Origin of the sequence: Phreatobacter sp. (assembly GCF_052440005.1) — a bacterium.
GTDB lineage: Bacteria > Pseudomonadota > Alphaproteobacteria > Rhizobiales > Phreatobacteraceae > Phreatobacter.
Window position 1 is genome coordinate 1 of the sequence record NZ_JBQVQL010000075.1, and the last position, 23,930, is coordinate 23,930.

21 protein-coding genes and 1 tRNA gene are annotated in these 23,930 nt (G+C 70.5%); 13 read left to right on the top strand and 9 right to left on the bottom strand.

Features of this window, described 5'->3' with window-relative positions; genetic code table 11:
- The 5 genes from ACT6XY_RS16900 to ACT6XY_RS16920 form a co-directional block, all read right to left on the bottom strand.
- On the bottom strand, positions 1 to 732 hold a 732-nt coding region (locus ACT6XY_RS16900; RefSeq protein ID WP_444749499.1), incomplete at its 3' end, for a LysM peptidoglycan-binding domain-containing protein.
- A gap of 94 nt (positions 733 to 826) precedes the next feature.
- Positions 827 to 1,474: a protein-L-isoaspartate O-methyltransferase family protein gene (locus ACT6XY_RS16905; protein WP_444749500.1), complete on the bottom strand. Its 648-nt coding sequence runs from the start codon at positions 1,472 to 1,474 to the stop codon at positions 827 to 829.
- Between the two features lie 8 nt (positions 1,475 to 1,482).
- Positions 1,483 to 2,265 carry a 5'/3'-nucleotidase SurE gene (surE, locus tag ACT6XY_RS16910; protein ID WP_444749501.1) on the bottom strand — a complete coding sequence of 261 codons (783 nt, stop codon included), beginning with the start codon at positions 2,263 to 2,265 and terminating at the stop codon, positions 1,483 to 1,485.
- Positions 2,265 to 3,554: a serine--tRNA ligase gene (gene serS, locus ACT6XY_RS16915; RefSeq protein WP_444749502.1), complete on the bottom strand. Its 1,290-nt coding sequence runs from the start codon at positions 3,552 to 3,554 to the stop codon at positions 2,265 to 2,267. The genes surE and serS overlap by 1 nt, the downstream gene beginning before the upstream one ends.
- A 107-nt stretch (positions 3,555 to 3,661) precedes the next feature.
- Complete coding sequence (locus tag ACT6XY_RS16920) at positions 3,662 to 4,351, bottom strand: DUF1045 domain-containing protein (protein WP_444749503.1); 690 nt, start codon at positions 4,349 to 4,351, stop codon at positions 3,662 to 3,664.
- Between the two features lie 130 nt (positions 4,352 to 4,481).
- Between ACT6XY_RS16920 and mnmA the strand changes: the two genes are divergently transcribed.
- The 4 genes from mnmA (at position 4,482) to ACT6XY_RS16940 (ending at position 7,110) form a co-directional block, all read left to right on the top strand.
- On the top strand, positions 4,482 to 5,651 hold the full coding sequence (gene mnmA, locus ACT6XY_RS16925; RefSeq protein WP_444749504.1) for a tRNA 2-thiouridine(34) synthase MnmA: 1,170 nt from the start codon (positions 4,482 to 4,484) through the stop codon (positions 5,649 to 5,651).
- 11 nt (positions 5,652 to 5,662) lie between these two features.
- Positions 5,663 to 6,295, top strand: a complete 633-nt coding sequence (locus tag ACT6XY_RS16930) for a class I SAM-dependent methyltransferase (protein WP_444749505.1) — start codon at positions 5,663 to 5,665, stop codon at positions 6,293 to 6,295.
- A gap of 23 nt (positions 6,296 to 6,318) precedes the next feature.
- Entirely contained in the window at positions 6,319 to 6,966 is a 648-nt protein-coding gene (locus tag ACT6XY_RS16935; protein ID WP_444749506.1) for a Pr6Pr family membrane protein, read from the top strand.
- A gap of 67 nt (positions 6,967 to 7,033) precedes the next feature.
- A tRNA-Met gene (locus tag ACT6XY_RS16940) sits at positions 7,034 to 7,110 on the top strand.
- 47 nt (positions 7,111 to 7,157) lie between these two features.
- On the opposite strand, the gene ACT6XY_RS16945 is transcribed toward ACT6XY_RS16940, so the two are convergent.
- Positions 7,158 to 8,417 carry a diguanylate cyclase gene (locus ACT6XY_RS16945; protein WP_444749507.1) on the bottom strand — a complete coding sequence of 420 codons (1,260 nt, stop codon included), beginning with the start codon at positions 8,415 to 8,417 and terminating at the stop codon, positions 7,158 to 7,160.
- Between the two features lie 378 nt (positions 8,418 to 8,795).
- Here ACT6XY_RS16945 and ACT6XY_RS16950 point away from each other — a divergent pair, with 378 nt between their 5' ends.
- From ACT6XY_RS16950 to ACT6XY_RS16980, 7 genes are all read left to right on the top strand, one after another.
- The gene (locus ACT6XY_RS16950; RefSeq protein WP_444749508.1) at positions 8,796 to 9,047 is read left to right on the top strand and encodes an acyl carrier protein; all 252 of its coding nucleotides are present in this window, start codon (positions 8,796 to 8,798) and stop codon (positions 9,045 to 9,047) included.
- A gap of 2 nt (positions 9,048 to 9,049) precedes the next feature.
- Positions 9,050 to 10,243 (top strand): acyl-CoA dehydrogenase family protein, encoded by a 1,194-nt coding sequence (locus ACT6XY_RS16955; protein ID WP_444749509.1) that lies wholly within the window; start codon positions 9,050 to 9,052, stop codon positions 10,241 to 10,243.
- A 3-nt stretch (positions 10,244 to 10,246) separates the two neighbouring features.
- Positions 10,247 to 11,164: an amino acid--[acyl-carrier-protein] ligase gene (locus tag ACT6XY_RS16960; RefSeq protein WP_444749510.1), complete on the top strand. Its 918-nt coding sequence runs from the start codon at positions 10,247 to 10,249 to the stop codon at positions 11,162 to 11,164.
- Positions 11,165 to 11,168: 4 nt separating this feature from the next.
- The gene (locus tag ACT6XY_RS16965) at positions 11,169 to 12,182 is read left to right on the top strand and encodes a DUF1839 family protein (RefSeq protein ID WP_444749511.1); all 1,014 of its coding nucleotides are present in this window, start codon (positions 11,169 to 11,171) and stop codon (positions 12,180 to 12,182) included.
- Positions 12,183 to 12,189: 7 nt separating this feature from the next.
- The gene (locus tag ACT6XY_RS16970; protein ID WP_444749512.1) at positions 12,190 to 14,652 is read left to right on the top strand and encodes a glycoside hydrolase family 2 protein; all 2,463 of its coding nucleotides are present in this window, start codon (positions 12,190 to 12,192) and stop codon (positions 14,650 to 14,652) included.
- Positions 14,649 to 16,355, top strand: coding sequence for an alpha/beta hydrolase (locus ACT6XY_RS16975; RefSeq protein ID WP_444749513.1), 1,707 nt, complete (start codon positions 14,649 to 14,651; stop codon positions 16,353 to 16,355). The genes ACT6XY_RS16970 and ACT6XY_RS16975 overlap by 4 nt, the downstream gene beginning before the upstream one ends.
- 112 nt (positions 16,356 to 16,467) lie before the next feature.
- The gene (locus ACT6XY_RS16980) at positions 16,468 to 17,910 is read left to right on the top strand and encodes an undecaprenyl-phosphate glucose phosphotransferase (protein WP_444749514.1); all 1,443 of its coding nucleotides are present in this window, start codon (positions 16,468 to 16,470) and stop codon (positions 17,908 to 17,910) included.
- Positions 17,911 to 18,006: 96 nt separating this feature from the next.
- Here the strand turns inward: ACT6XY_RS16980 and ACT6XY_RS16985 are convergent, their stop codons facing one another.
- From ACT6XY_RS16985 to ACT6XY_RS16995, 3 genes are read right to left on the bottom strand one after another with little or no spacing between them, the layout of a single operon-like run.
- The gene (locus ACT6XY_RS16985; protein ID WP_444749515.1) at positions 18,007 to 19,065 is read right to left on the bottom strand and encodes a glycosyltransferase; all 1,059 of its coding nucleotides are present in this window, start codon (positions 19,063 to 19,065) and stop codon (positions 18,007 to 18,009) included.
- Positions 19,052 to 20,368, bottom strand: a complete 1,317-nt coding sequence (locus tag ACT6XY_RS16990; protein WP_444749516.1) for an O-antigen ligase family protein — start codon at positions 20,366 to 20,368, stop codon at positions 19,052 to 19,054. The genes ACT6XY_RS16985 and ACT6XY_RS16990 overlap by 14 nt, the downstream gene beginning before the upstream one ends.
- On the bottom strand, positions 20,365 to 21,363 hold the full coding sequence (locus ACT6XY_RS16995) for a glycosyltransferase family 2 protein (RefSeq protein ID WP_444749517.1): 999 nt from the start codon (positions 21,361 to 21,363) through the stop codon (positions 20,365 to 20,367). Before ACT6XY_RS16995 ends, ACT6XY_RS16990 begins: the two co-directional genes overlap by 4 nt.
- A gap of 193 nt (positions 21,364 to 21,556) precedes the next feature.
- Here ACT6XY_RS16995 and ACT6XY_RS17000 point away from each other — a divergent pair, with 193 nt between their 5' ends.
- Both ACT6XY_RS17000 and ACT6XY_RS17005 read left to right on the top strand, forming a co-directional pair.
- Entirely contained in the window at positions 21,557 to 22,396 is an 840-nt protein-coding gene (locus ACT6XY_RS17000; RefSeq protein WP_444749518.1) for a polysaccharide deacetylase family protein, read from the top strand.
- Positions 22,397 to 22,602: 206 nt separating this feature from the next.
- Positions 22,603 to 23,930, top strand: a 1,328-nt coding sequence (locus ACT6XY_RS17005; RefSeq protein WP_444749519.1) for a GumC family protein, incomplete at its 3' end; no start/stop codon positions are given.

Here is a 23,930-nt window from a genome sequence, read left to right on the forward strand (position 1 = left end):
GATCATGCCGGTGCATGCCCGCGGCCGCGGGCCGCCGTTGAGCGAGCCCGCGGCGGTGCGCTGCGGCGGAACGGCGATGGTCTGGGTCTGCACGCGGCGGGGCTGGTCGGCCGCCGGCTGGCGCACGAGGTCGGTGGCGGCGCGGGCAGGCGCTGCGGCCGGAGCCGCCTGAGGCGCCGAGGCCATCGAGTAGGTCGGGATGACGACGCTCTGGCCGGCCGAGAAGGCCTGGTTCCCGGAGGTACCGTTCGCCTGGGCGATGGCTGCTGCCGGCACGCCGTAACGGCGGGACAGGGCCTCGGGCGTATCACCCTGGGCGGCTGTGATGGTGGTACCGCCCGTGGCCGACCAGTTGCCGCGGCCGTTGGTCGCCGGGGCGGCGGCCATCTGGCGCACGGCCGGGGTCGACGGATTGGACGAGCCGAAAGGCTGGCGCGGTGTCACGGTCCCGGTGGTCAGGCCGGTGTCGGCACCGCGGCCGAAGGGCGAACCGCCCTGGGTCCCGCCCGGCGGCGGCGAGGTCACCACGAAGTCGCGGGCGGGCAGCGGCTGGGCCTCGACCTGCGCGACGGGAGCTGCCGACACCTGGGGCGTGGGCGCGCTGGCGACCTGTCGCGTCGCGAAAGGGTTTTCGTCGAAACGCGCGACATCGGTGCTGCAGGCAGCTCCGAGGCCGGAAACCGCGATGACGAGGACGAGCCGGGACAACCCGGGAAACGCACGAGGACGCATGGCTACTCTCACGCGGTACGCAACAAGTGACGCCCTGATTTATGACCTGTTCAGGTTAAGGTTCGGTATTCAACGCGGAGATTTTCGGGGAAAATCAGAGCCGGCGGGCGACGCCGTGCACCGCGGGATCGACCTGGGCCACCGCGAAGGCGGTGCGCGCGGCCTGGGAATCCGCCTTGCCGGTGCGCACGATGACGCCGGCGGTGAGCGGCACGACCATGACCCCGTCCGGCGCGAGCTGTGCCAGCAAGTGGGGCGGCGGATCGGAGACCGCGCAGGTGAGGATGATCCGGTCGTAGGGCGCGCGCTGGGGATAGCCGTCATAGCCGTCGCCGAAGATCGTCTCGACCATGTCGTAGCCGAGGGAGCGCAGCCGCACATGGGCGGCATCGGCGAGGGTGCGCCAGCGCTCGACCGTAACGACGCTCGCGGCGAGGCGGCCGAGAATCGCCGCCGCATAGCCGGAGCCCGTGCCGACGTGGAGCACCTTGTGGGTGGGGCCGACGTCGAGGGCGTCGAGCATCGTGGCGAGCAGCGTCGGCCTGAGGATCGACTGGCCCATGGCGATGGGCAGTGACACGTCCTCGTCGGCAAGGGCGAAGTGACGCTCCTCGACGAAGGGCACCCGCGGCACCTGCTCCATCGCCTTGAGGACGCGGCGGTCGGACAGGCCGGACTGCCGCAGCATGAGGACGAACTCGGCAGCGGCCAGGAAATGCTCCGGTCCGGGTGCCGCGTTCATCGTTCGCCTCAGCTGCCGGGCGCGCGGTCGCCGGCGAAGACGGCGGCGAGGCGTGTCATCGTCGGCTCGTCGGTCATGTTGATCTCGAGCGGCGTCACCGACACATAGCCCTCCGACAGCGCCCAGAGGTCGGTACCATTCTCGATGCGGTGCCGGTTCCGCACGAAGGCGATCCAGTAGTACGGATTGCCCCGACCGTCGTGGCGCGGGTCGATGGTGAGGATCTCCTGGTCGCGGCGCCCCTGGGCGGTGACCTGGATGCCGCGCACCTGGTCGGGGCTGCGGTTGGGGAAATTGATGTTGATCAGCGAGCCGGGGCGCAGCCCCTCCTCGAGGATGGTGCGGATGACGCCGGGGGCGTGGGCTTCGGCGGTCTCGTACGGGACCGTGTGCCGGCTCTCGGGACCATAGGCCTGCGACAGGGCGACGGAGGGGATGCCGAGGATGGTCCCCTCCATGGCGCCAGCGATGGTGCCGGAATAGCCGACGTCCTCGGCGACGTTCTGGCCGCGGTTGACACCGGAGATGACGAGGTTCGGGCCCTCCCCCGCCATGATGTGCTTCACCGCCATGATGACGCAGTCGGTCGGCGTGCCGCGCACGGCGTAGCGCTGCTCCCCGACCTCGCGCAGGCGCAGGGGATCGTTCAGCGACAGCGAATGGGACACGCCGGACTGGTCGGTCTCGGGCGCCACCACCCAGACGTCGTCCGACAGCGTGCGGGCGATCCTCTCCGCCGCCAGGAGCCCCGGCGCGTGGATGCCGTCGTCGTTGGTGACCAGGATGCGCATCAGGCTTTCTCGATCAGGGTGAGGCCGCCCATGTAGGGCTGCAGGACGGCAGGGACGGCGATGGATCCGCCGTCCTGCTGGTAGGTTTCCATGACCGCGATGAGCGCGCGGCCGACGGCTGTGCCCGAGCCGTTCAGCGTGTGGACGAACTGCGGCGCCGGCTGCTTGTTGTCGGTCGCCTTCGGCCGGTAGCGCGCGTTCATGCGGCGGGCCTGGAAGTCGCCGCAGACCGAGCAGGACGAGATCTCGCGGAACGCCTTCTGGCCCGGCAGCCAGACCTCGATGTCGTAGGTCTTGCGCGCCGAGAAGCCCATGTCGCCGGTGCAGAGCGTCACGACCCGGTAGTGCAGGTCGAGCCGCTTCAGCACCTCCTCCGCGCATGCGAGCATGCGCTCGTGCTCGTCGATCGCCTGCTCGGGGGCGGTGATCGAGACGAGCTCGACCTTCAGGAACTGGTGCTGGCGCAGCATGCCGCGGGTGTCGCGGCCGGCGGCGCCCGCCTCCGAGCGGAAGCACTGGGTTGCGGCGGTGAGCCGCAGCGGCAGCACGTCCTCGGCGACGATCTCCTGCGCCACCATGTTGGTCAGCGTCACCTCGGCGGTGGGGGTGAGCCAGAGTCCCTCGCGGGTGACGAACATGTCCTCCGCCGCCTTCGGCAACTGGCCGGTGCCGTAGGGCGCGGCATCCTTCACCAGGACCGGCGGATTGACCTCGGTATAGCCGTGGGTGTCGGTGTGCAGGTCCAGCATGAACTGGGAGAGCGCCCGCTCCATGCGCGCGAGCTGCTTCTTCAAAACGACGAAGCGCGCGCCCGACAGCTTGGCGGCAACCTCGAAGTCCATCTGCCCTAAGGCTTCGCCGAGCTCGAAATGCTCCTTCGCGCCCGCGATCACGCGGGGCGCGCCGAAGCGATGGCGCTCGACGTTGGCGCTCTCGTCCGGCCCGACGGGAACGTCGGCCAGCGGCAGGTTGGGAATGATCTCGAGCGCGGCAGTGAGATCGGCACTCGCCTTGCGCTCGGTGACCTCAGCCTCGGCCATGCGGTCCTTGAGTGCGGCGACCTCGGCCTTGAGGGCATCGGCGCGGGCCATGTCCTTCTGGCCCATGGCCTGGCCGATCTCCTTGGACGCGGCGTTGCGACGCTCCTGCGCGGCCTGGAGGGTGGAGACCGCCGCCTTGCGGGCATCGTCGAGCGCCATCAGGGATGCGGCGAGCGGCTCGCGGCCGCGCGCCGCGAGGGCGGCGTCGAAGGCCTCCGGATTGTCCCTGATCCAGCGAATGTCGTGCATAGTCGTCCCGCGGTCTGCGCCCGGCGAATTCCTCTCGGAAGGCACCGTGCAAGCGGCTTAAGCGAGCCTCATCGCCAAGGCAAGCGCGGGCGGGCCGTGTGCTCCGGTCAGGCCTCGAAGGGGAAGCGCGCGAGGATGCTGAACCGCCCTGCCCTGTCCGGCTGGCGGAAGAGGCAGAGCGCATCCACCGGCATGGGCGCGGCGATCTCGCGATAGCGCTCCGCCAGGGCAGCGCGCACCGGCTCGCGACGGTCCTCGTCGAGCCGGCCGGTCAGCGTCATATGGAAGCGGAAGTCCTCGAACACATGCGGATAGCCCCAGGCGTCGAGGTTTGCGATCTGCCGTGCGCTCAGCGGCGAGCGCAGGCGCCGCGCGCGGTCCGCCTCGGTCAGCGGCGCCCGAAAGGCGTCGAAGTCGCTGACACAGTCGGCGGCGAGCGCGTCGAGGTCGGGCGCCGGGCCGTCGGGGACGAGGGCGACGAAGGCGCCGATGAGCGAGACCTTCAGCGCGGGAACCGTGAAGGCCCGCCGCCGCTCGGCAAACAGCATGGCCGCCTCCAGGAGCTCGGCCTCGCTCGTGCCCTCGGCCAGGGCGAAGGGCGCCTTCAGCGTGCCGTGGAAGCCGTAGCGGCGGGGATCGTCGGTCAGGTCCCGCCAGTCAGGGGCGTCGCAGGGCGCGCTGGCGGGAAACCCCACCTCCGACGCCGCGGCCGCATCGTAGCCGATGATGGAAGAACCGAACCGCCAGAGCGGCGTCTCGGGAGCGGGAGCGGCGTAGAGGGCGTAGCGGGCGGTCATGGCGCGCCTGTAGCGGGCGGATGTGACCGTCTCAAGTCCCCTGCCGCAATCTCGTCCCTGCCGCGAGCGAACGCTTTGCGGCGGCGGCGACGCAGCCTATATAGCGCGTTCAGACGAGAACCGCCGCCCGATGCTCAACAGCCTCGACATCGAAAAGCCCCCCTCCGCGACCCGCGTGGTCGTCGCCATGTCCGGCGGCGTCGATTCGTCGGTCGTCGCGGGCCTCATGGCCGAGCAGGGCTACGACGTGGTGGGCGTGACGCTTCAGCTCTACGACCATGGCGCCGCGATCCACCGCAAGGGCGCCTGTTGCGCCGGCCAGGACATCCACGACGCCCGCCGCGTCGCCGAGAGCCTCGGCATTCCTCATTATGTGCTCGACTACGAGGAGCGGTTCCGCAAGGCGGTCATCGACCGCTTCGCGCAGTCCTATGCCGACGGCGAGACGCCGATCCCCTGCATCGACTGCAACCGCCACGTGAAGTTCACCGACCTCCTCGAGACGGCGCGCGACCTCGGTGCCGACGCCCTCGCGACCGGCCATTACGTGTCGAGCCGCATGACCGCCTCCGGGCGGCGGGCGCTGTTCCAGCCGGCGGACGCCGACCGCGACCAGAGCTACTTCCTCTTCGCCACGACGCTCGACCAGCTCGACCTGCTGCGCTTTCCCCTCGGCACGATGACCAAGCCCGAGACCCGCGACCACGCGCGCCGCTTCGGCCTCGCCATCGCCGACAAGGCCGACAGCCAGGACATCTGCTTCGTGCCGACGGGCCGCTACACCTCCATCGTCGAGAAGCTCAAGCCGGAGGCGGCGGAAGCGGGCGACATCGTCCACGTCGACGGCCGCGTCCTCGGCCGCCACGAGGGCGTCATGCGCTTCACGGTCGGCCAGCGCCGCGGCATCGGCGTGGCGGCAGCCGAGCCGCTCTACGTGGTGGGCCTCGATGCGGCGCGCCGGCGCGTCATCGTCGGTCCGCGGGAGGCGCTCGCCACCCATGCCATCGCCCTGCGCGACTTCAACTGGCTCGGCGACGCGCCGCTCGCCGAGGGCGAGACGCTCGCCTGTTTCGCCAAGGTGCGCTCGACCCGCCCGCCGCGCCCGGCGCGGCTGCGCATGGTGGACGGCGAGGTGGAGATCGAACTGCTCGACGGCGAGGACGGGGTGGCCCCCGGCCAGGCCTGCGTGCTCTATGACGGGGCGGACGGCATGGCACGGGTGCTCGGCGGTGGCTTCATCCGCCGGCGGCCGCAGCCTGCCGCCATCAGCGACGCCGCCGCGCTTCAGGCCACGATCTGACCGGAGTTTCCATGCAAGCCGCCGAGCTCGACGCCCAATCGATCCAGAAGGCCTATGCGCGCTGGGCGCCGATCTACGATCCGATCTTCGGGCGCATCACCACCACGGGCCGCAAGGCGGCGGTGGCGGCGGCCTCGCGGGTCGGCGGCCGGATCCTCGAGGTCGGCGTCGGCACCGGCATCGCCCTGCCGGATTACGGCAAGGACTGCCGCGTCATCGGCCTCGACCTGTCCTTCGACATGCTGCGCATCGCCCGCAAGCGCGTCGAGGAGGGCCTGACGAATGTCGAGGGCATCCTGCAGATGGATGCGGGGCGCCTCGCATTCGGCGACGCGACCTTCGACTGCGTCGTCGCCATGTATCTCATCACCGTGGTACCAGACCCGGAAGGGGTGATGGCCGAGCTCAACCGGGTGTGCAAGCCGGGCGGCGAGGTCATCCTGGTCAACCATTTCGCCGCGGAGGGTGGCATCCGCGCGCTCGTCGAGAAGGCCGCGGCGCCCTTCGGCGACAAGCTCGGCTGGCACCCCGACTTCTCCTTCGACCGCGTCATGGGCGAGAAGGACCTGACGCTCGTCGAGAAGAAGCCCGCCGGGTTCGGCGGCCTGTTCACGCTGGTGCGCTTCAAGAAGGCCGCGGCCTGACGCCTTCGCCGCGAGAGGACGCCGTGACCGCCACGGACCAAGGTCCCCGTGCCATCGCCGGCGTGATCGCAGCACTCGGCTGGTTCGCGCTCGCGCTCCAGCTCGTCCTCATCATCGCGGCGACGCGGGCCGCGGGCGGATCGGCGGCGGGCGCGGTTCTCAACTATCTCGGCTTCTTCACCATCCTGACCAACATCCTCGTGGCCGCGGTGATGACGACGACGGCGCTCGGACGACCGCCGTCGGCTTCCCTTCACGGCGCCGCGACGCTCTCCATCGCCGTGGTCGGGCTGATCTATTCGCTCGTCCTGCGATCGATCTGGGACCCACAGGGCTGGCAGAAGGTCGCCGACGCCCTGCTCCACGACGTCGTCCCGGTCCTCGCCATCCTGTTCTGGCTCGCCTTCGCGCGCCGGGGCGCGCTGAAGGCGTCCGACATTCCCGTCTGGCTCGTCTATCCGCTCGTCTTCTTCGCCTGTGCCATGGCGCGCGGCGCGGTGGACGGCTGGTACCCCTACCCTTTCCTCGACGCCGGCCGGATCGGCTACCGGGTGGTGCTGCAGAACGCCGTTGTCGTCACCGCGGTCTTCGCGGCGCTGGCGGCGGTGCTCGTCGGGCTCGACCGGGGACTGGCGCGGCTCGGGCGCAAAAGCCCTCCGGGATCGGCTTGACACCCCTTCGGCCGCGACCTTATATCCGCGCTCTCGCGACCGGTTCGCCGGCCGCAGGCCCTTTTGGGGCGGGGTAGCTCAGTTGGTGAGAGCGCAGGATTCATAACCCTGAGGTCGGCAGTTCGACTCTGCCTCCCGCTACCAAACGGCCGGTCGCCAGCCGGCCCCTTTTTTTCTGAGAGCCAGCCCGTTCAGGTCGATATGTCGGCCGGCCGCGCCACGACCCGGTTCCGCCCCAGACGCTTGGCCTCGTAGAGCCGCGAATCCGCGAGGCGCAGCAACGCCGCAATCGACGTCCCCTCCCCGGGCGCCACTGCGATTCCGATGCTGACGGTCGGCACGGGATCGCCGACGTCGTCGAGGCCGGCCTCGACCGCCCAGCGGATCCGCTCGGCCGCCGCCAGCGCCGCGGCCTCGCCCATGTCGGGGGCGAGGACGATGAACTCCTCGCCGCCGTAGCGGAAGACGGCGTCCTTGCTGCGGATCTGCCCGCGCATGGTCTCGACGATGCGGCGCAGGACGGCATCGCCCGCCACGTGGCCGTGGTGGTCGTTGATGCTCTTGAAGTGGTCCGCGTCCACCATGAGCAGGCTGCACGGCCGGCCCTCGGCGATCGCGACCGCGAGCATCGGGCCGGCCATGGCCTCGAAGCGCTCCCGCGTCAGCGCGCCGGTCAGCGCGTCGCGGCTCGTCGTGCCGAGCAGTTCCTCGTATTTGTGGCGATAGGTCAGCTTGTGGAAGACGTCGCCGAGCGGCTCGGGCGGCGTCTCCGCCTTCTGGCGTTCGAAGAGGGACAGGTAGATCCCGATATAGACGGCATAGACCAGCGCCGCGCCCATCTTGGCGATCCAGCCGCCGTAGAGCGCGTCGATGGGCGTGCCCGTCACCCAGTGGAGCCCGACGAAGAAGGCGACCTGATCGAAGCTCAGGATGACGGCGAGGCTGACGCCGGCCCGCAGCACGACGGACCGCGGCAGCAGACTGCGCAGCCGCTCGTAGACGAGAATCAGCGCGATGGCGTCGATGAAGAGCAGCGTGGTGCCCCAGACCATCAGCACGCCCATCTGGTTGATGAGGGCGAGATCCGGGTTGTAGCCCTGCAGCGACACCGGCGGCCCGTAGAGGCGCAGCGTCGCCACCAGCCCCACCATGAGGAAGTTGCCGATCAGCAGGCCGTAGATCGGCTGGCGGACCGTCTCGGCATCCTCGCGGATGTAGAACAGCAGGATGATCGCGAGCTTGCCGGAAAACAGCACCGTCGAGCCCGGGGACAGGAGGCCGAAGGGCAGCTGGATGAAGAAGACCGCCGCCAGATAGGTCTCGAGGAAATGCATGACCCCGAGGGCGCAGAGAAAGGCGCCGAGGCCCATGGCGTGGCGCATCCGGAACAGGACCGCCATGACGCCGAAATAGAGAAGCGACTGGGTGAGGAGCAGGATAATGCCGGACATGGGACAATCGTCATAAAATATGAATGCGGGGAGCAGCGGCACCGCCGCCTGCGCCCCGTGTCAAATGCCCGGAGCACACCCGTTTTGGCACAGGCTTTCGTTACGTTTTCGTAAACGCCCCGTCCCGCCCGAACCCTGACGCGGGGCTGAAATGCCGAAATCCCCGTTTTGGACGCCCGAACAGCCGGCAGACCGCGTGAACCGGCCCGGCGTCATTCTTGCTCATCACCCTACGAGACCGCCGTCATGTCTCCACCGGACACATCCGGGGAGGCGGAGGGGCGGTTAACGCTATCGGTAATCAATCGTTGATTGCCTCGGTCAAATGCAACACAACCGGTCCCGGGAACGGGGATCGGCTCACAGGAGCGATCCGAAATGAACAGTCAGATCCGAGAGATCATCGCCCGCACGGTGGAACTGCCGGGTGGCGTGACTGGCCTTGCCGACACCAGCGACCTGTACGAAGCCGGAATGACCTCCTTCGGGTCGGTTCAGCTGATGCTGGCGCTCGAGGAGGCCTTCGACGTCGAGTTCCCCGAGCGCATGCTCAACCGCCGCCTGTTCTCCTCGATCGCCACGATCGACGCCGCTCTCAAGGAGCTGCGCTCCGAGAACGTCGGGGGCTGATCATGCTCGACAGGTCGGAATCCCGGAAGGTGCCGCACGGCACCGACATTGCCGCCCGCGCCAAGCGGGTCGCCGAGATCGCCGCCGCCCATGCGGATGCGGTCGACCGTGAAGGCCGCTTTCCCCGCGAGGCGGTCGCCGCCATGCGGGAGGCGCGCCTGCTCGGCATGATGATTCCGACCCATCTCGGCGGCGATGGCGCCGATTTCGCCGAGATCGCCCAGGTCTGCACGGTGCTGGGGGGCGCCTGCTCGGCGTCCGGCATGGTCTTCGCCATGCACCAGATCAAGGTCTCCAGCCTCGTCCATCACGGGCTGGAGAGCGACTGGCACCGCGGCTTCATGCAGCGGCTGGCCGAAAAACAGCTTCTGCTCGGCTCGGCCACCACCGAGGCCGGCATCGGCGGCGACCTGCGCAACTCGATCTGCTCCATCGTGCCGGACGGCGACATGGTCAGGCTGGAGAAGGACGCGACCGTCATCTCCTACGGCCTCGACGCCGATGCGATCCTGGCCACCGCCCGCCGGGCGCCCGACGCCGCCTCGTCCGACCAGGTCATGGTCGTGATCGAGAAGGACCAGGCGAGCCTCGTCCAGACCTCGGTCTGGGACACCCTCGGCATGCGCGGCACCACCTCGCACGGCTTCAAGCTGGCGGCGAGCGTGCCGGCGGCGCAGGTCTTTCCGAAGCCCTTCGCCGAGATCGCGGCGCAGTCCATGCTGGCGAGCTCTCACCTCTTCTGGGCCTCGCTGTGGTTCGGCATCGCCGGCTCGGCACTGTCGAAGGCGCAGGCGAGCGTGCGCGCCGCGGCCCGCCGCATGCCCAACGCCATTCCGCCCGGCGCGCCGCGCCTGGCCGCAGCCGCCGCCGAACTCGCGGCGCTGAAGACCATCGTGCGCGACGGCATCGCCCGCTTCGAGACCGCACGGCACGACGAGGACGCCATCAATTCCATGGCCTTCGCCGTCGCCATGAACGCGGTGAAGGTCGAGGCCTCGCGCCGCGCCGTCGCCATCGTCCAGGAGGCGCTGACCATCATCGGCATCCAGGGCTACAAGAACGACAACCCCTTCTCGGTCGGACGGCAGCTGCGCGACATCCTGTCGGCGCCGCTGATGATCGCCAACGACCGCATCCTCGCCAACACCGCGACCATGCTGCTCATGTCGCGTCTCGACACCGATCTGGAGGACTGAGACATGCTCGCCAAGACCGAGACCGCGACTTTCCTCGACGACCTCTTCGACAAGGGCCTGCTGATCGAAACCGGCGTCGACGGCCTCTACGGCCGCTCAGGCCTGTTCGAGGCCATCGGCGACGGCTTCCAGGCGATGGTGACGCGCTACGGCGCCGCCGACGAGCCGGAAGTGGTGCGCTTTCCGCCTGCCATGGCACGATCTGTCTTCGAGAAGTCCGGCTACATGAAGAGCTTCCCCCAGCTCGCCGGCACCGTGCACTGTTTCTGCGGCAGCCCCGCCGACCACGTCAGTCTGCTGCAGACCATCGAGCAGCAGGGCGACTGGACCGAGGGACAGAAGGCCAGCGAGATCGTGCTGACGCCGGCGGCCTGCTATCCGCTCTACCCGACGGCGGCCAAGCGGGGCATGCTGCCCGAGGAGGGCCGCCTCTTCGACCTCATGTCCTACTGCTTCCGCCACGAGCCCTCGCAGGACCCGGCGCGCCAGCAGTTCTTCCGGATGCGCGAATTCGTCCGCATGGGCACGCCCGACCAGGTCACCGCGTTCCGCGCCACCTGGCTTGAGCGCGGCCAGGCGCTCATCGCCGAACTCGGCCTGCCCTTCACGGTCGATGTCGCCAACGATCCCTTCTTCGGCCGAACCGGCAAGATGCTGGCGGTCAACCAGCGCGACCAGCGCCTGAAGTTCGAGCTCCTCATCGCCATCGAGAGCGAGGAGAAGCCGACCGCGTGTCTCTCCTTCAACTACCACCAGGACCACTTCGGCAAGACCTTCGGGCTCTCGACCCAGGGCGACGAGGTGGCGCACACGGCCTGCGTCGGCTTCGGCCACGAACGGGTGATCCTGGCGCTGCTCAAGCACTATGGTACCAATGTCAGCCGCTGGCCGGCGTCCGTGCGCCAGTCGCTGGGGCTGTGACGCCATGGCCGCGGTGTTTCCGGATCTCTCTGCGGCTACCTACCGGCGGCACGACCTGCACGACGCGGGCCGTGCCTGGCCGGAGACGAACTGCCACACGGATCTCTTCATCGAACTCCTCGCGACCCTCGGCCGCGAGCCGGCCGCGGCCCTCGGCATGACGCTGGCCCAGGACTTCGAGGGCGACCAGTTCACCTTCTTCAAGATCCCCAACGGCGATCTCGACACCCTGTTCGGCCTCGACCTCCAGGAACTGTCGATCTACCGCCCGCTGGTCGATCACCTGGAGGAGCAGGTCGCCCGCGGCCGCATCGTCCTCGTCGAGGTCGATGCGCATTTCCTCCCCGATACGCGGGGCGTCACCTACCGCACCGACCACTCCAAGACGACGATCGCGGTCAACGCCTTCGACCGCGCCGCCGCGCACCTCGGCTATTTCCACAATGCCGGCTATTTCGAGATGGAGGGCGAGGACGTCCATCAGCTCCTCGGTTTCGGGAGCGTGGCGACTCCGGTCCTGCCGCCGTACACGGAATTCGTGAAGGTCACGGGTCCCGGCCTTTCCGGCCGGGCGCTGCGCGACGCGGCCCTCGCGCGCCTCGCCGCCCACTGGGCGCGCCGGCCCGAGCGCAACCCCGTCCTCGCCTATCGCGCGGCGCTGCAGCGCCATCTCGACTGGCTGGCCGGCGAGCCGCCCTGCTCCTTCCACCCCTATGCCTTCAACACCGCCCGCCAGTTCGGCGCCAACATGGCGCTGCTCGGCGACCATCTCGTCTGGCTGTCCGGCCAAGGCGTCGGTGGCCTCGAGAGGGCGGTGGCGCTGTGCGAAGCGATGTCCGGCGGCATGAAGACCTTCCAGTTCCTGCTGGCGCGGGCTCTCGCGCGCAAGAAGACCGAGGCGCTCGCCGCCGCCCTCGACGAGACGGCCGGGCACTACGACGCGCTGATGACCGAGCTCGCCGCAGCCCTGCGCTTTCCCATGGCCGAAACCCGGACCCTCGTTCGGGCCGCATCCTGAGGGGCAGATGGGGCCGGTGCGCAGCGATACGGACGACCGGGTCGTCCCGCTCGACGCGGGCTGGATGCTGGCCGTTCTCGATCCCGGCGCCGCGGAGACGCCGGCGGAGGCCGATGCGCGCGGCGATTGGATCGACGCCCTCGTTCCCGGCACGGCGGAAGCGGCACTGATCGCCGCCGGCCGCCTGGCGCCGGGTGCTCCGTCCGGCCTTCACGGCCGCGACGTCTGGTACCGCTGCGCCTTCACGGCCGAAGGACCGGCGACCCTCCGTTTGGCAGGCCTCGCGGGCCCTGCCGACGTCTTCCTCGACGGCGCGCCGCTGCTCGCGGCGCGGTCGATGTTCCAGGCGCATGCCGTCGACTTTGCCGCCGCTGGTCGCCATCACCTCGCCATCCGCTTCCACGCGCTGAACCCGCTCCTCGCAAGCGCCAAGGGGCCGCGGCAGCGCTGGCGGCCGCAGATGATCCAGCCGGGCGCGCTCAGGCTCGTCCGCACCACCCCGCTCGGCCACATGCCCGGCTGGTCGCCCGACGTCGCCGTCGTCGGACCGTGGCAGCCCGTCGATCTGGTATCGCGCGGCGGCGGGCCGCGCCTCGAAGACCTCTCGCTCTCCGCCCGCCTCGCAGCGGGCGACGGCGTTCTCGACGTCGCCGTCCGGTTCGACAGCCCGCCGGACCTGCCGGTCGAGGTGCTGTGCGGCGGACAGGCACAGGCGCTTCATCCCGGCCCGGACGGCGCCCATGCCGGCCGCATGGTGCTGCCCCGCATCGCCGCTTGGTGGCCGCACACCCATGGCGAGCCCGCGCTGCACGGCGTGCACCTGCGCATTGGCGACCGCCTCGTCGATTGCGGCACCGTCGGCTTCCGCACGCTCACCCTCCACCGCGGCGCCGACGGCAAGGGCTTCGGCCTCGTCGTCAACGGCGTGCCGGTCTTCTGCCGTGGCGCCTCCTGGATGCCGCCGGATCCGGTCTCGCCGGGTGGTGCCGATCCGCTGCCGTTGCTGGCGCTCGCCCGCGAGGCGGGGATGAACATGATCCGCCTCTCCGGCACCATCACGCCCGAGAGCCGCGCCTTCCACGACGCCTGCGACGCCCTCGGCATCCTCGTCTGGCACGACCTGCCCTTCGCCAATTTCGACTATCCGGGCGACGATGCCTTCCGCGCGGTGGCCCAGGCGGAGGCGCGCGCGCTTCTCGGCAGGTTGCAGGGGTCGCCGTCGCTGGCGGTGGTCTGCGGCGGCAGCGAGATCGCCCAGCAGGCGACCATGCTCGGCCTGACGCCGGACCAGGCGGCCCTGCCGCTTTTCGACGAGGCTTTGGCGGCGGTGGCGGCCGAGATCGCGCCGCAGGCCGTCTACGTGCCCCATTCACCGTGGGGCGGCGCCCTGCCCTTCGTCACCGACGAGGGCGTCACCCACTACTTCGGCGTCGGCGCCTATTGCCGGCCGATCGAGGATGCACGTCGCGCCGACGTGCGCTTCGCCTCCGAATGCCTCGCCTTCGCCGCCGTGCCGTCCCCCGCCTCCCTCGCTGCGGACGGCCTCACCTCTCCGGCCGGCGAGCGCTGGAAGGACGGGGTGCCGCGCGATGCCGGGGCGTCCTGGGACTTCGAGGACGTGCGCGACCACTACGTCGCCGCGCTGTACGGTGTCGATGCGCAGGCGCTGCGTTCGGGCGACCCGGAACGCTATCTCGCGCTCGGCCGCGCCGCGCCGGCCGAGCTCATGGAACAGGTCTTCGCCGAGTGGCGTCGGGCCGGCTCGCGCTGCGCCGGCGGGCTCGTCTGGTTCCTCAACGACATGAAGCCGGGCGCCGGCTGGGGCGTGATCGACCGGCTCGGGCAGCCCAAGACGACGTGGCACGCGTTGAGGCGGGCTTTCCGGCCCGTCCATCTCGGGATCACCGACGAGGGGCTGAACGGTCTCGGCATCCATCTCGTCAACGAGACGGCGCAGGAAAAGCGGGTACGGCTGACGCTGGCGACCTATGGCGAGGGCGTGCATCCGCTGGTCAGGGCCGAACGCGACATGGTTCTCGCGCCCCGCTCGGCGGAGAGCCTGTCGAGCTTCGCCCTCGCCGGCCGCTTCTTCGACATGGCCCACGCCTATCGCTTCGGTCCCCTCGCCCATGACGCGACGCTGGCGCGGCTCTTCGACGCCGAGACCGGCGCCCTGCTCGCCGAAGCCTGTCACGTCGTTCAGGGACGGGCGGCAACGCCGCGGGACATCGGCCTGTCCGTCCGGCCGGTGATCCAGGACGGGGCGCCCGCCGTTTCCATCACGACGGAGCGGCTCGCCCGCTTCGTCACCGTCGACGACCGTGCGTTCCGCGCGGCCGACGAGGGTTTCACGCTGGCGCCGGGAGAGACGCGCACGGTGTCCCTCGTCGCCCGTGGTGAAAAAGCCTCCCCGCGCGGCATCGTCTCCGCCCTCAACAGCCATCCCGTGCCCTACGAGTTCTCCGCATGATCCCCGTCTCGTTCAACGGCCTGATGGGCAAGCTGCACCTGCCGCCGGAAGACCGTCGTTCGGGGCTCGGCGTCGTCGTCGTCCCGCCGCACGGCGTCGAGGCGCTGGCGGCGACCAAGACGCTGCGGCGCCTCGCGGAGGCCCTGGCCGCGGCCGGCCATGCGACGCTGCGCTTCGACCTGCCAGGCACCGCCGATTCCCTCGGCGCCGACACCGATCCCGACCGGCTCGCTGCCTGGCGCGCCGCGACTGATGAGGCCGCCGTCGTCCTGAAGCGGCAGGCCGGCGTCGGCGGCATCGTCTTCGCCGGCCTGCGCTTCGGGGCGACCCTCGCCGCGCTGGCGGCCGAGACGGCGGAGGATCTCGCCGGCCTCATCCTGCTCGACCCGGTGGTGAAGGGCCGGCTCTATGCGCGCGAACTCGCCATGACGGCGCGGGCGCTGGCCGAGGCGGCGCGCCTCGATCCCGACGCGACCGCCAGCGAGGCGGGCCTGTCGATCGCGGGCCTCGCCACCACCACCGGGACGCTCGACGCCATCCGCGGCCTCGACCTCATCCGGCTCGCGGCACCCTCCGCGCCTGTCCTGCTGCTCACCCGCAAGGGTTCGGGCGACGGCCGGCAGCTCGCCGCCGCCTGGACCGCAGGCAACGTCACGGCCGCAGAGGTCCAGGGTTTCGAGGCGATCTCGCTGAGCCCGACCATGGCCGCGACGCCTGCCGACATCCTCGCCGACACCGTGGCGTGGATGAACGGGATCGCAGTCAGGCCGTCCCTTCCCGCGGCACCCGCCGCTCCGGCGCGGCTGACCGGCCCGCACTTCACCGAGGAGGCGCTCACCTTCGGCGAGGAGAACCGGCTGTTCGGCGTCGTCTGCGACCCCCTCACCGCGGCGCCGGGCCGCCCGGTGCTTCTCATCGTCAATGCCGGCCGCAATTCCCATGTCGGCTGGGCCCGTTCCGGCGTCCAGCTCGCCCGCGAGCTCGCGGCCCAGGGCATCGCGTCGCTGCGCATGGACCTGGCGGGGATCGGCGATGGCCAGGATCGGCCGGGCAGCGACGACAGCCTCGACAGCGTCCTCTACAACCGCGCCAACGACGCCCAGGTGCGCGACGCCATCGATCTTCTGGTCGCCCGCGGCTATGGCGACCTGACCATGCTGGGTGCCTGCAGCGGCGCCCATCTGGCGCTGCATCAGGCGGCGCGTGACGCCCGGATCGGCGGGCTCATCCTCGTCAACATCCAGCGTTTCGTCTGGCGCCCGGGCGAGACCGTCGAGGAGGCCATCGCCTCTGCTTTCCCGCTCGCGGCGAGCTATGCGGGCAAGGTCTTCGAGGCGCGGGCCTGGCGGCGGCTGCTGACCGGCGAACGCAAGATCGGCCCGCTGATCCGCGCCTTCAGCCGGCGCGCCGCAGACCGTATCCGCGCCCTTCGGCCGACCGAGGAGACGCGCCAGGCGCGCGACCTCATGCGCCAGCTCGGCGAGCGGCGGGTGCCGGTGGACCTCATCTTCAGCGAGAACGATGCCGGCCTCGGCGACCTCGCCCTGCATTTCGGCGCGGGGGGACGCTGGCTCTCGGGCCAGGACAACGTGCAACTGACCATCCTGCCGGGCGCCGATCACGACCTGACGCCTGCGCAGGCGCGGGAGACGCTCATCGCCCGCGCCGCGGCCACCGCCAGGCGCCGCAAGATCACGACCTGAACAGCCGTCGCGCAAGCCGCGCTGGCACGCCCCCTGCGATGCTCCAGTCGTGGCCCTTCGTCCGTCCCCAAACGGGACAGGGAAGCCGCCACGCGCATCAAGGGATCACGCCATGACGTTGAAAGATCTCGATCTTCCCGCAGGAGCCGTCGCCAGGCGCGGCCGGGGCGGCTATGCGTGGATGCGGCTCGCCCTGAAGCTGGCCACCGCTGCCCTCGACTGGCTCGTCATCGCCGCGACCAGCTACGCGGCATCCCTGGTCTACAGCCGCGTCTCCAGCGGCGAATGGTGGACCGCGACGTCGCAAGCCACCCTCGCCATGCTGGTCGCCAGCACCTTCGTGATGCTCAGCGCGGTGCGCAGCCAATACGTCATCGGCAACTATGTCGGCGCCCGCCGGGCCTTCGGCACCACCCTCACCATGTGGGGCGCGACCTTCTTCACCCTCATGGCTTTCGCCTTCGCGACGAAGACCACCGACGTCTTCTCGCGCGTCGCTGTGATCCTCACCTTCGTCGTCGGGCTGCCGGCGGTGCTCGTCGCCCGCGAGATGACGGGACGGCTGCTCACCCTCGGCTCCAAGTTCGGCGTCATTCCCGCCCGCCGGGTCATGCTGGTCGGCCGCGAGAGCGACGTGACGGATTTCGCCCGCCGCTACCAGCCGTGGAACGCGGGCATGCACATCGCCGGCACGGGGCTCCTGCCGTCCGGAGAGGGACCGGTCGGACGGGACGACATCGCCCGCATCGCCGGCCAGGCCCGCGAGATGCAGCTCGACGACGTCCTGATCATCGTGCCCTGGTCCCAGACCGAGACGATCGACCGGCTGGTCGACGGATTCATGCGCATCCCGGTGACCATCCATCTCGGTCCGGAACGCATCTTCGACCGCTTCCAGGACGTCCACATCGCCAAGGCAGGCGGCATTGCCAGCCTGCAGCTCGGCCGCCCGCCGCTGACCGCCGGCGAGGTGATGGCCAAGCGCGTCCTCGACATCACGCTCGGTTCCTTCGCCCTGTTCCTGCTGACCCCGGTGCTCATCCTCGTCGCCGTCGCCATCAAGCTCGACAGCCCGGGGCCGATCCTGTTCATGCAGCGGCGGCTCGGCTTCAACCAGCGGGTGTTCCAGATCGTCAAGTTCCGCACCATGACCGTCATGGACGACGGTGACGTCGTGCGCCAGGCGACCCGGAACGACCAGAGGATCACCCGCGTCGGCCGCGTCCTGAGGCGCTGGAACCTCGACGAACTGCCGCAGCTCCTCAACGTCCTTGCGGGCCAGATGTCGCTGGTGGGGCCGCGCCCCCACGCCATCGCTCACGACCGCGAGTTCGACGAGCGGATCGCCCTCTATGCCCGCCGCCACAACGTCAAGCCGGGCATCACCGGCTGGGCGCAGGTGCACGGGCTTCGCGGCGAGACCGACACCGACGAGAAGATGAAGGCGAGGGTCGAGCACGACCTCTTCTACATCGACAACTGGTCGGTCCTGCTCGACATCGAGATCCTCTTCCGGACGGTGCTGTCGCGGAAGGCCTACGACAACGCCTTCTGAACCCAACGCCTCTTCCCGCCGGTAACGGCGGTCCGGCACGACGACCGCGACGCCCCAGGGCGCCGCGGTTTCTTCTGTCGGTGGTTGAGGCGATGTTCAGGCCGTGAGGACGTCGTCCACGGCCGCCAGTGCGTCGCGCCAGGCTGCGGCGACGTCGAGACGGGAGCCATGGCGCGGCAGGCTCGCGGCCGCCTCCACCGCAGCCGCCACCTCGTCCACCGTGGCGCGGTGGGAGACGAGCCTGAGGCGGCCTTCGCCGAGCAGCGCCCGGTAGGTCGGGTGGTGGTCGAAGGCGCCCGGCAGTTCCGGGGCGTTGACGACGACCGGCCGGCCCGACATGGCGCAGGCGAGGACGCTGCCGCGCCGGCTGGTGAGGCCCTCGGGGAAGAGGTAGGCGAAGACGTCGACACCGTCGAAGATCGCGAAGAGTTCGGCGTCGTCGGCGACGTAGCCGGTGACGAGGACGCGGTCCGCGACGCCGAGGCTCCGGGCCCGCGCCATGAACTCCTCCTCGACCCTGTCCTGGCCCTTGACGAAGGAGCCGATGAAGACGGCGAAGGGATCCTCGCCGCGCTGAACCAGGGCGGCCGTCAGGTCGAGGATCTGGGTCGACTGCTTGCGGGGATAGATCGAGCCGAAATGGCCGAGGACGAGCTGGCCGCGGCGGCGGGCGTCATCGAGCGGCGCCGTGAGCGGGCTGGTGGGCAGCACGTCCGGCCTGAATACGTTGGGCGGAATGGGGACAAGGCCGGAGCGGCGGGGTGCCAGGCGCGACAGCGGGTCGGCGGCGAACTGGGCCGCGACCTCCGGCGCCGAGAACAGGACGGCGCTGGCGAGCGGCAGGAGCGGCGCATAGCTCGCCCGGCGCTTCCAGTCGAGGTCGGCCCATTCGTGCAGGATGACCAGCACACGGCGTCCGCGCGCCCGCGCTCCGAGGGCGGCGAGGACGGGATCGACCAGTTTCCGCTTCCAGGCGACGACAGGCAGGTTGATGACGAGGACCCCCTCGCCTCCGCCGGTGCCGAGTTCCCGCGTCGCGGCGCGATCGCCGGCGGTCTCCGCCAGGCGGCGGGCGAAGGCCTCGACGCCGCAGGGCGCGGCGCTGTCGGAGATCAGGACGTCGAGGCGCGGCAGGCCCGCGTCACTCCGCGACATGGGGGCGCCTCGCCAGGTAATGCAGCCCGAAGACGGCGAAGAGGAAGGTGATCCAGATCGGGTCGAAGCGGACGAAGAGGAAGCTCTCGAGCACCGAGACATAGATGCCGAAGAGCCAGATCTGCAGGAGCATGAGGAGGAGCGCCGGATCGGCGCCCTTCGCCCGTGCCGCGAGGAAGTTGCGCAGCGGCCAGACGACGAAGACCGCGACGACGAGGAGCAGCCCGGGCATGCCCATGTTCAGCGCCGCGTCGATGTAGCCGTTGTGGGCGTGGGCGGCGTGGCCGCCCCACTGGGTCGTGTCCTCCTGGCCGAAGCGGGTCGATTCCAGGGCCCAGTAGGCCGAGTAGCCGAAGCCGGTCAGAGGCCGCTCGCCGATCTTGTCCAGTGCCAGTTCCCAGACGTCGGCGCGCCCGGTGAAGGTCGCGTCGATCGGCAGAAGGCGTATGACGTCGCCGAGGCCCTTGCTGATGACCGTGCCGGGTCCGAGCACCAGCAGCACCACCAGCGGGGCGAAGGCGATCGCCCCCGCCAGCCAGCCACGGCGGGTGCGCGCCACCACGAGCGAGACGGCGAGGCTCACCACCAGCAGCATGGTCGAGCTCTTGGCGCCGGACATCAGGACGAAGACCGAGCAGAGCAGCAACAGAACCGAGCCCAGCGGCACGAGGCCGGTCCGGATCGCGTAGATCATCATGAAGATGGTCATCGCGAAGATGGCCCCGGCGGTGTTCTTGTGGGCGAAGACGCCGCGCCAGTCGCCGGCGAGCTGGGGCTCGTTGATATCGGTGATCTGGTGGATCGAGAACTGGGGAAAGAGCGCGACGCCGACCAGCGACAGGACGACGAGAACCCCAACGGCGGCGGCCAGGAGACCGGCGAGGTCGCGCCGCCCCTTCGGCATCAGGAACAGCGCCGCCGTCAGCACGGCGAGCATGCCGAACAGGATGAGGCGCCGGAGCGACAGCGAGACGTCTGCGGAGGTGACGACGGTGAGGGACAGCCACGCGCCGAGGGCGATCCAAAGGGGGTGGAGCAAGGTCGCAAGGGCGCGCGGCTGGGTCAGCAGCGCGACCGCGCCCGCGACGGCCGCCATGATCCCGTAGGCGGCATAGGCCGTGCCCTCCTGCCCGAAGGCGAATTCGAGGGAGGCCGTGCTGCCGAGGTCGGCATAGGGTTCAAGAGTGATCCATGCGAGCAGGAAGGCGCCGACGAAGACGAGCACGCGCGCCCAGCGCATGAGCTGGGCGAGGTCGTCCGCCGGCAGCCCCTGCGGCAGTTCGGTGATCCCCGCGGGTGTCACGATACGTTCCCCGCGCGATAGGGCTGCTGCTCGACCCCGGCCCAGGCGGCGATGCGGCCGGCGGAGACCGCCAGGGGATGGGCGGCGACGACGAGGTTGCGGGTGCGCGCCAGCGCAAGAGCGGCTCGCAGGATGGCCAGGGGCACGATGGCCACGTCCTTGGCGACAATCTTCGCCCGTCCGGCAGCGCCGGTGGCATGTTTCAGGTCGACGGCGCGGTTGATGGAGCCGATGCGCATGCCCCGCCGCAACACCCAAGCCACGCGGGCGCGCTCCGCCGGCACGGTCTCGGTGATCAGCGCCTCCTGGACCCAGAAGGAGCGCAGGCCGGCGCGGCGGCAGCGCGTGAAGAAGTCCATGTCGCCGCCGCCGAGGAAGTTGAAGCGCGGGTCGAGCGGGCGATGGCCGAGGCGCTCGAAGACGCGGCGGCGCATCAGGCAGTTGCCGGTGCCGTAGATCATCGCGACGGGACCGGTCCGGTCGTGGCTCGGCCAGAACACGGGATGACGCGCCAGCACGGCCGGGGCCTCGTCGCGGAAACACGGCACCACCGGCCCGCCGACCACGTCGGCGTCCTCGCGCTCGGCCGCGTCCACCAGCTGTGCGACCCAGCCGGGCGAGGCGACCTCGTCGTCATCCATCATCAGGATGTGCTCGGCCGCCGGAAAGGTCGCGAGGGCCATGGCGAAGCCGGCGTTGATGGCGTGGACGTTGCCCTGCGCGGTCTCGACGAAGGCGATGCCCGGGAGCGCGCCGCCCGACAGCCATCGCCGGGCGACGGCGAGACCTTCCCGGCCCGCCGCATCGTTCTCGACGACGACGACCGCGATGGAGGGCGCGCCCCGTTGCCCGGCGAGGGAGGCCAGCGTGTCGGCCAGCATGGCGGGGCGCCGGAAGGTCGGCACGACGACGACGGCGCGCACCGCCTGCGGATCGAGCCCGGCACTGCGGACGATGGCATCGTCGCCCGACGTCTCGCTGCGGGACAGTTCCATGGGCGAAGTCTCAGCCTGGTTCACGATCGGGTCCTCACGCGGGAGCGAATGGAGGTCTCGCAGCCTCCGGAGCAAACAGCTTGCCGCGGCGGCCGTTTTGGAGCCGTGGCCCGGCTCTTGCCAGTTTGTGCCCAAGAACCCCGGACCGCGACCACAGCTGTCCGGAAACAGGGCAGTCGGCGAGGAGCAGGGTGTGAACGACAAGAGCGGTGCGACAGCCCCCCAGCCACCGAGGCACTCCCCGCCGCAGGACATGCCCGGCGCGCTCGCCGATCCGGACGAGGTCGCTTTCGGCGGCCTTCTCGCCAGGCTCGACCACATGGTCGGCCGTCGCGTTGCCTTCCGCACCGCCCTCCTCCGTCTCGAACAACCGATCCTCTCCATCACCTTCGACGACTTCCCCGGATCGGCCGAGGTGCCGGGCGCGCGCATCCTCGAGGATCACGGCGCGCGCGGCACGTACTATCCCGCTTCCGGCCTCTTCGGCCTCACCAACAGCCGATGGACCGTGGCGGGCGCGGAGGCGGTCGCCGAACTCCACCGGCGAGGTCATGAGATCGGCCTGCACGGCCATTCCCACCGGCCCGCCAACCTCATGCATCCCCGCGCCTTCGCCGCCGACCTCGCCGCCAACCGTGCGGCGCTCCGGCGCATCGTGCCTGGACTGGTGCGCGAGAATTACGCCTATCCCTACGGCCAGTGCGGGCTGATGCAGAAGAGGCATGTCTCGGGGAGCGTGCGCACCGCCCGCTCGGTCCAGCCCGGCATCAATGCGGGCCGGGTCGACCTCGACTTCATCAAGGCGGTCGAGATCAGCGCCCGCGGTCTCACCGAAGACAATCTCGAGCCCTGGCTCGACAGGGCGGCGGCGGCCTGTGGCTGGCTGGTGTTGTTCACCCACGACGTGGCCGAGGCCCCGAGCCTCTACGGGACGACGCCACGGGTGCTATCGCGCATCGTCGGCCGCGCCGTCGAGCGGGGCTTCGCCGTGCTGCCGGTCGGCGCGGCCCTCGACCGGGCGGGCATCGCCTGAAACGGCACAACCGCCGCTGGTCCCGTCCTTGCGGAGCATGAGCACCACCGATGTCTCGTGTTCCACTCCGGGACGCTCCGCCTCGCCAGGCGGCCCCGACAGGCCCAGGAAAGGACCCGACCATGTATGACGATGGTCGTCCCGAACGCCGCGAACCGCCAGTGCCGGCCGCCGCCGCCGGCCCCGCCGCGCCCTCCGGGGGGTTGGTGGCATCGATAGTGCCCTATTGGCTGCCAATCCTCCTGCTGGCGCTCGCCTGCGCCGCGGCAGCCTATGGCGCCTCCCGCCTCATGACGCCGCGCTTCATGGCGACGGCGCAGATCTTCGTCGATCCCCGCGGCATCCAGGTCTTCGACAACGAGCTGACCCCGCGCCAGCAGGATTCGAACGCCGCGATCAACTTCGTCGAGAGCCAGGCGCGGATCGTCACCTCGCAGAGCGTTCTCTCGCGCGTCATCGACAGCGAGCGACTGACCGAGGACCCGGAATTCAACGGCCAGGGCGGCGCCTCCTGGGCGGTCGGCCTGCTGCGCTCGTTCGGCCTCGGCCGCCCCGGCGAGGAGAGCCTCCAGAGCCGCGAGCGCCAGGCGCTCAACGCGCTCTACGACCGTGTCATCGTGCGGCGTCCGGAGCGCACCTTCGTCATCGAGGTGACGGTGCGCGCCTCTGATGCCGACAAGGCCGCACGCCTCGCCAACGCCGTCTCCCACGCCTATATCGACAGCCAGACCGCCGCCCGTGCCGACGCGGCACGGCGCGCCACCCAGTCGCTCACCAACCGCCTCGACGAACTGCGCACGCGGGTGCGCATCGCCGAGGAGCGGGCCGAGGACTTCCGCCGCCGCAACGGCCTCGTCGGCACGCGCACCCAGCTCGTCAGCGAACAGCAGCTCACCGACGCCAACAGCCAGCTCGCCCAGGCCCAGGCCCGGGTTGCCGAGGCGCAGGCGCGCAGCGAGCAGATCCAGGCCTCGCTCCGGACCGCGAGCCAGGCTGGGGCGCTCCCCGAGGCGGTGATGAGCCCGACCATCGCGGCACTGCGCGGCCAGCAGGCCGAGGCCCGCCGCCGTCTCGCCGACGCGCAGACCGAGTTCGGCCCGCGCCATCCGACCGTCCGCAACGCCCAGGCGCAGGTCAGCGACCTCGACCGGGCCATCGCCGACGAACTCGGCCGCATCGCCCAGGCCGCCAGGGCCGATCTCGACCGGGCTCGCGCCGCCGAGATCACCCAGCGCCGGACGGTGGAGCAGCTGACGACCCTCGCCTCCGAGGCGGGCCAGGCCTTCGTCCAGCTCCGCGAGATGCAGCGCGAGGTCGACGTGAACCGCAACCTGCTCAACGCCTTCCTCTCGCGCTCACGCGAGACGAGCGAGCTCGAGCGGCTCGACACGAGCAACGCCCGCATCATCACCGTGGCCCAGCCGCCGCGCGATCGGGTCTTCCCGCCCCGCGGCGTGGTCATGGCGCTCGCCGGCTTCGTGGTCGGCGGTGGCGGCGGTGTCGCGCTCGCCATCCTCGCCGCGCTGCTGGGCCG

Excerpts from the sequence above, each read along its gene's own strand:
- ACT6XY_RS16945 (WP_444749507.1), bottom strand. The coding sequence starts at position 8,417 with ATGTCCGGCATTATCCTGCTCCTCACCCAGTCGCTTCTCTATTTCGGC.
- ACT6XY_RS16950 (WP_444749508.1), top strand. The coding sequence starts at position 8,796 with ATGAACAGTCAGATCCGAGAGATCATCGCCCGCACGGTGGAACTGCCG.
- ACT6XY_RS16970 (WP_444749512.1), top strand. The coding sequence starts at position 12,190 with ATGGGGCCGGTGCGCAGCGATACGGACGACCGGGTCGTCCCGCTCGAC.
- ACT6XY_RS16955 (WP_444749509.1), top strand. The coding sequence starts at position 9,050 with ATGCTCGACAGGTCGGAATCCCGGAAGGTGCCGCACGGCACCGACATT.
- mnmA (WP_444749504.1), top strand. The coding sequence starts at position 4,482 with ATGCTCAACAGCCTCGACATCGAAAAGCCCCCCTCCGCGACCCGCGTG.
- ACT6XY_RS16905 (WP_444749500.1), bottom strand. The coding sequence starts at position 1,474 with ATGAACGCGGCACCCGGACCGGAGCATTTCCTGGCCGCTGCCGAGTTC.
- ACT6XY_RS16930 (WP_444749505.1), top strand. The coding sequence starts at position 5,663 with ATGCAAGCCGCCGAGCTCGACGCCCAATCGATCCAGAAGGCCTATGCG.
- ACT6XY_RS16975 (WP_444749513.1), top strand. The coding sequence starts at position 14,649 with ATGATCCCCGTCTCGTTCAACGGCCTGATGGGCAAGCTGCACCTGCCG.
- serS (WP_444749502.1), bottom strand. The coding sequence starts at position 3,554 with ATGCACGACATTCGCTGGATCAGGGACAATCCGGAGGCCTTCGACGCC.
- ACT6XY_RS16920 (WP_444749503.1), bottom strand. The coding sequence starts at position 4,351 with ATGACCGCCCGCTACGCCCTCTACGCCGCTCCCGCTCCCGAGACGCCG.
- ACT6XY_RS16985 (WP_444749515.1), bottom strand. The coding sequence starts at position 19,065 with ATGTCGCGGAGTGACGCGGGCCTGCCGCGCCTCGACGTCCTGATCTCC.
- surE (WP_444749501.1), bottom strand. The coding sequence starts at position 2,265 with ATGCGCATCCTGGTCACCAACGACGACGGCATCCACGCGCCGGGGCTC.
- ACT6XY_RS16965 (WP_444749511.1), top strand. The coding sequence starts at position 11,169 with ATGGCCGCGGTGTTTCCGGATCTCTCTGCGGCTACCTACCGGCGGCAC.
- ACT6XY_RS16980 (WP_444749514.1), top strand. The coding sequence starts at position 16,468 with ATGACGTTGAAAGATCTCGATCTTCCCGCAGGAGCCGTCGCCAGGCGC.
- ACT6XY_RS16995 (WP_444749517.1), bottom strand. The coding sequence starts at position 21,363 with ATGGAACTGTCCCGCAGCGAGACGTCGGGCGACGATGCCATCGTCCGC.
- ACT6XY_RS16960 (WP_444749510.1), top strand. The coding sequence starts at position 10,247 with ATGCTCGCCAAGACCGAGACCGCGACTTTCCTCGACGACCTCTTCGAC.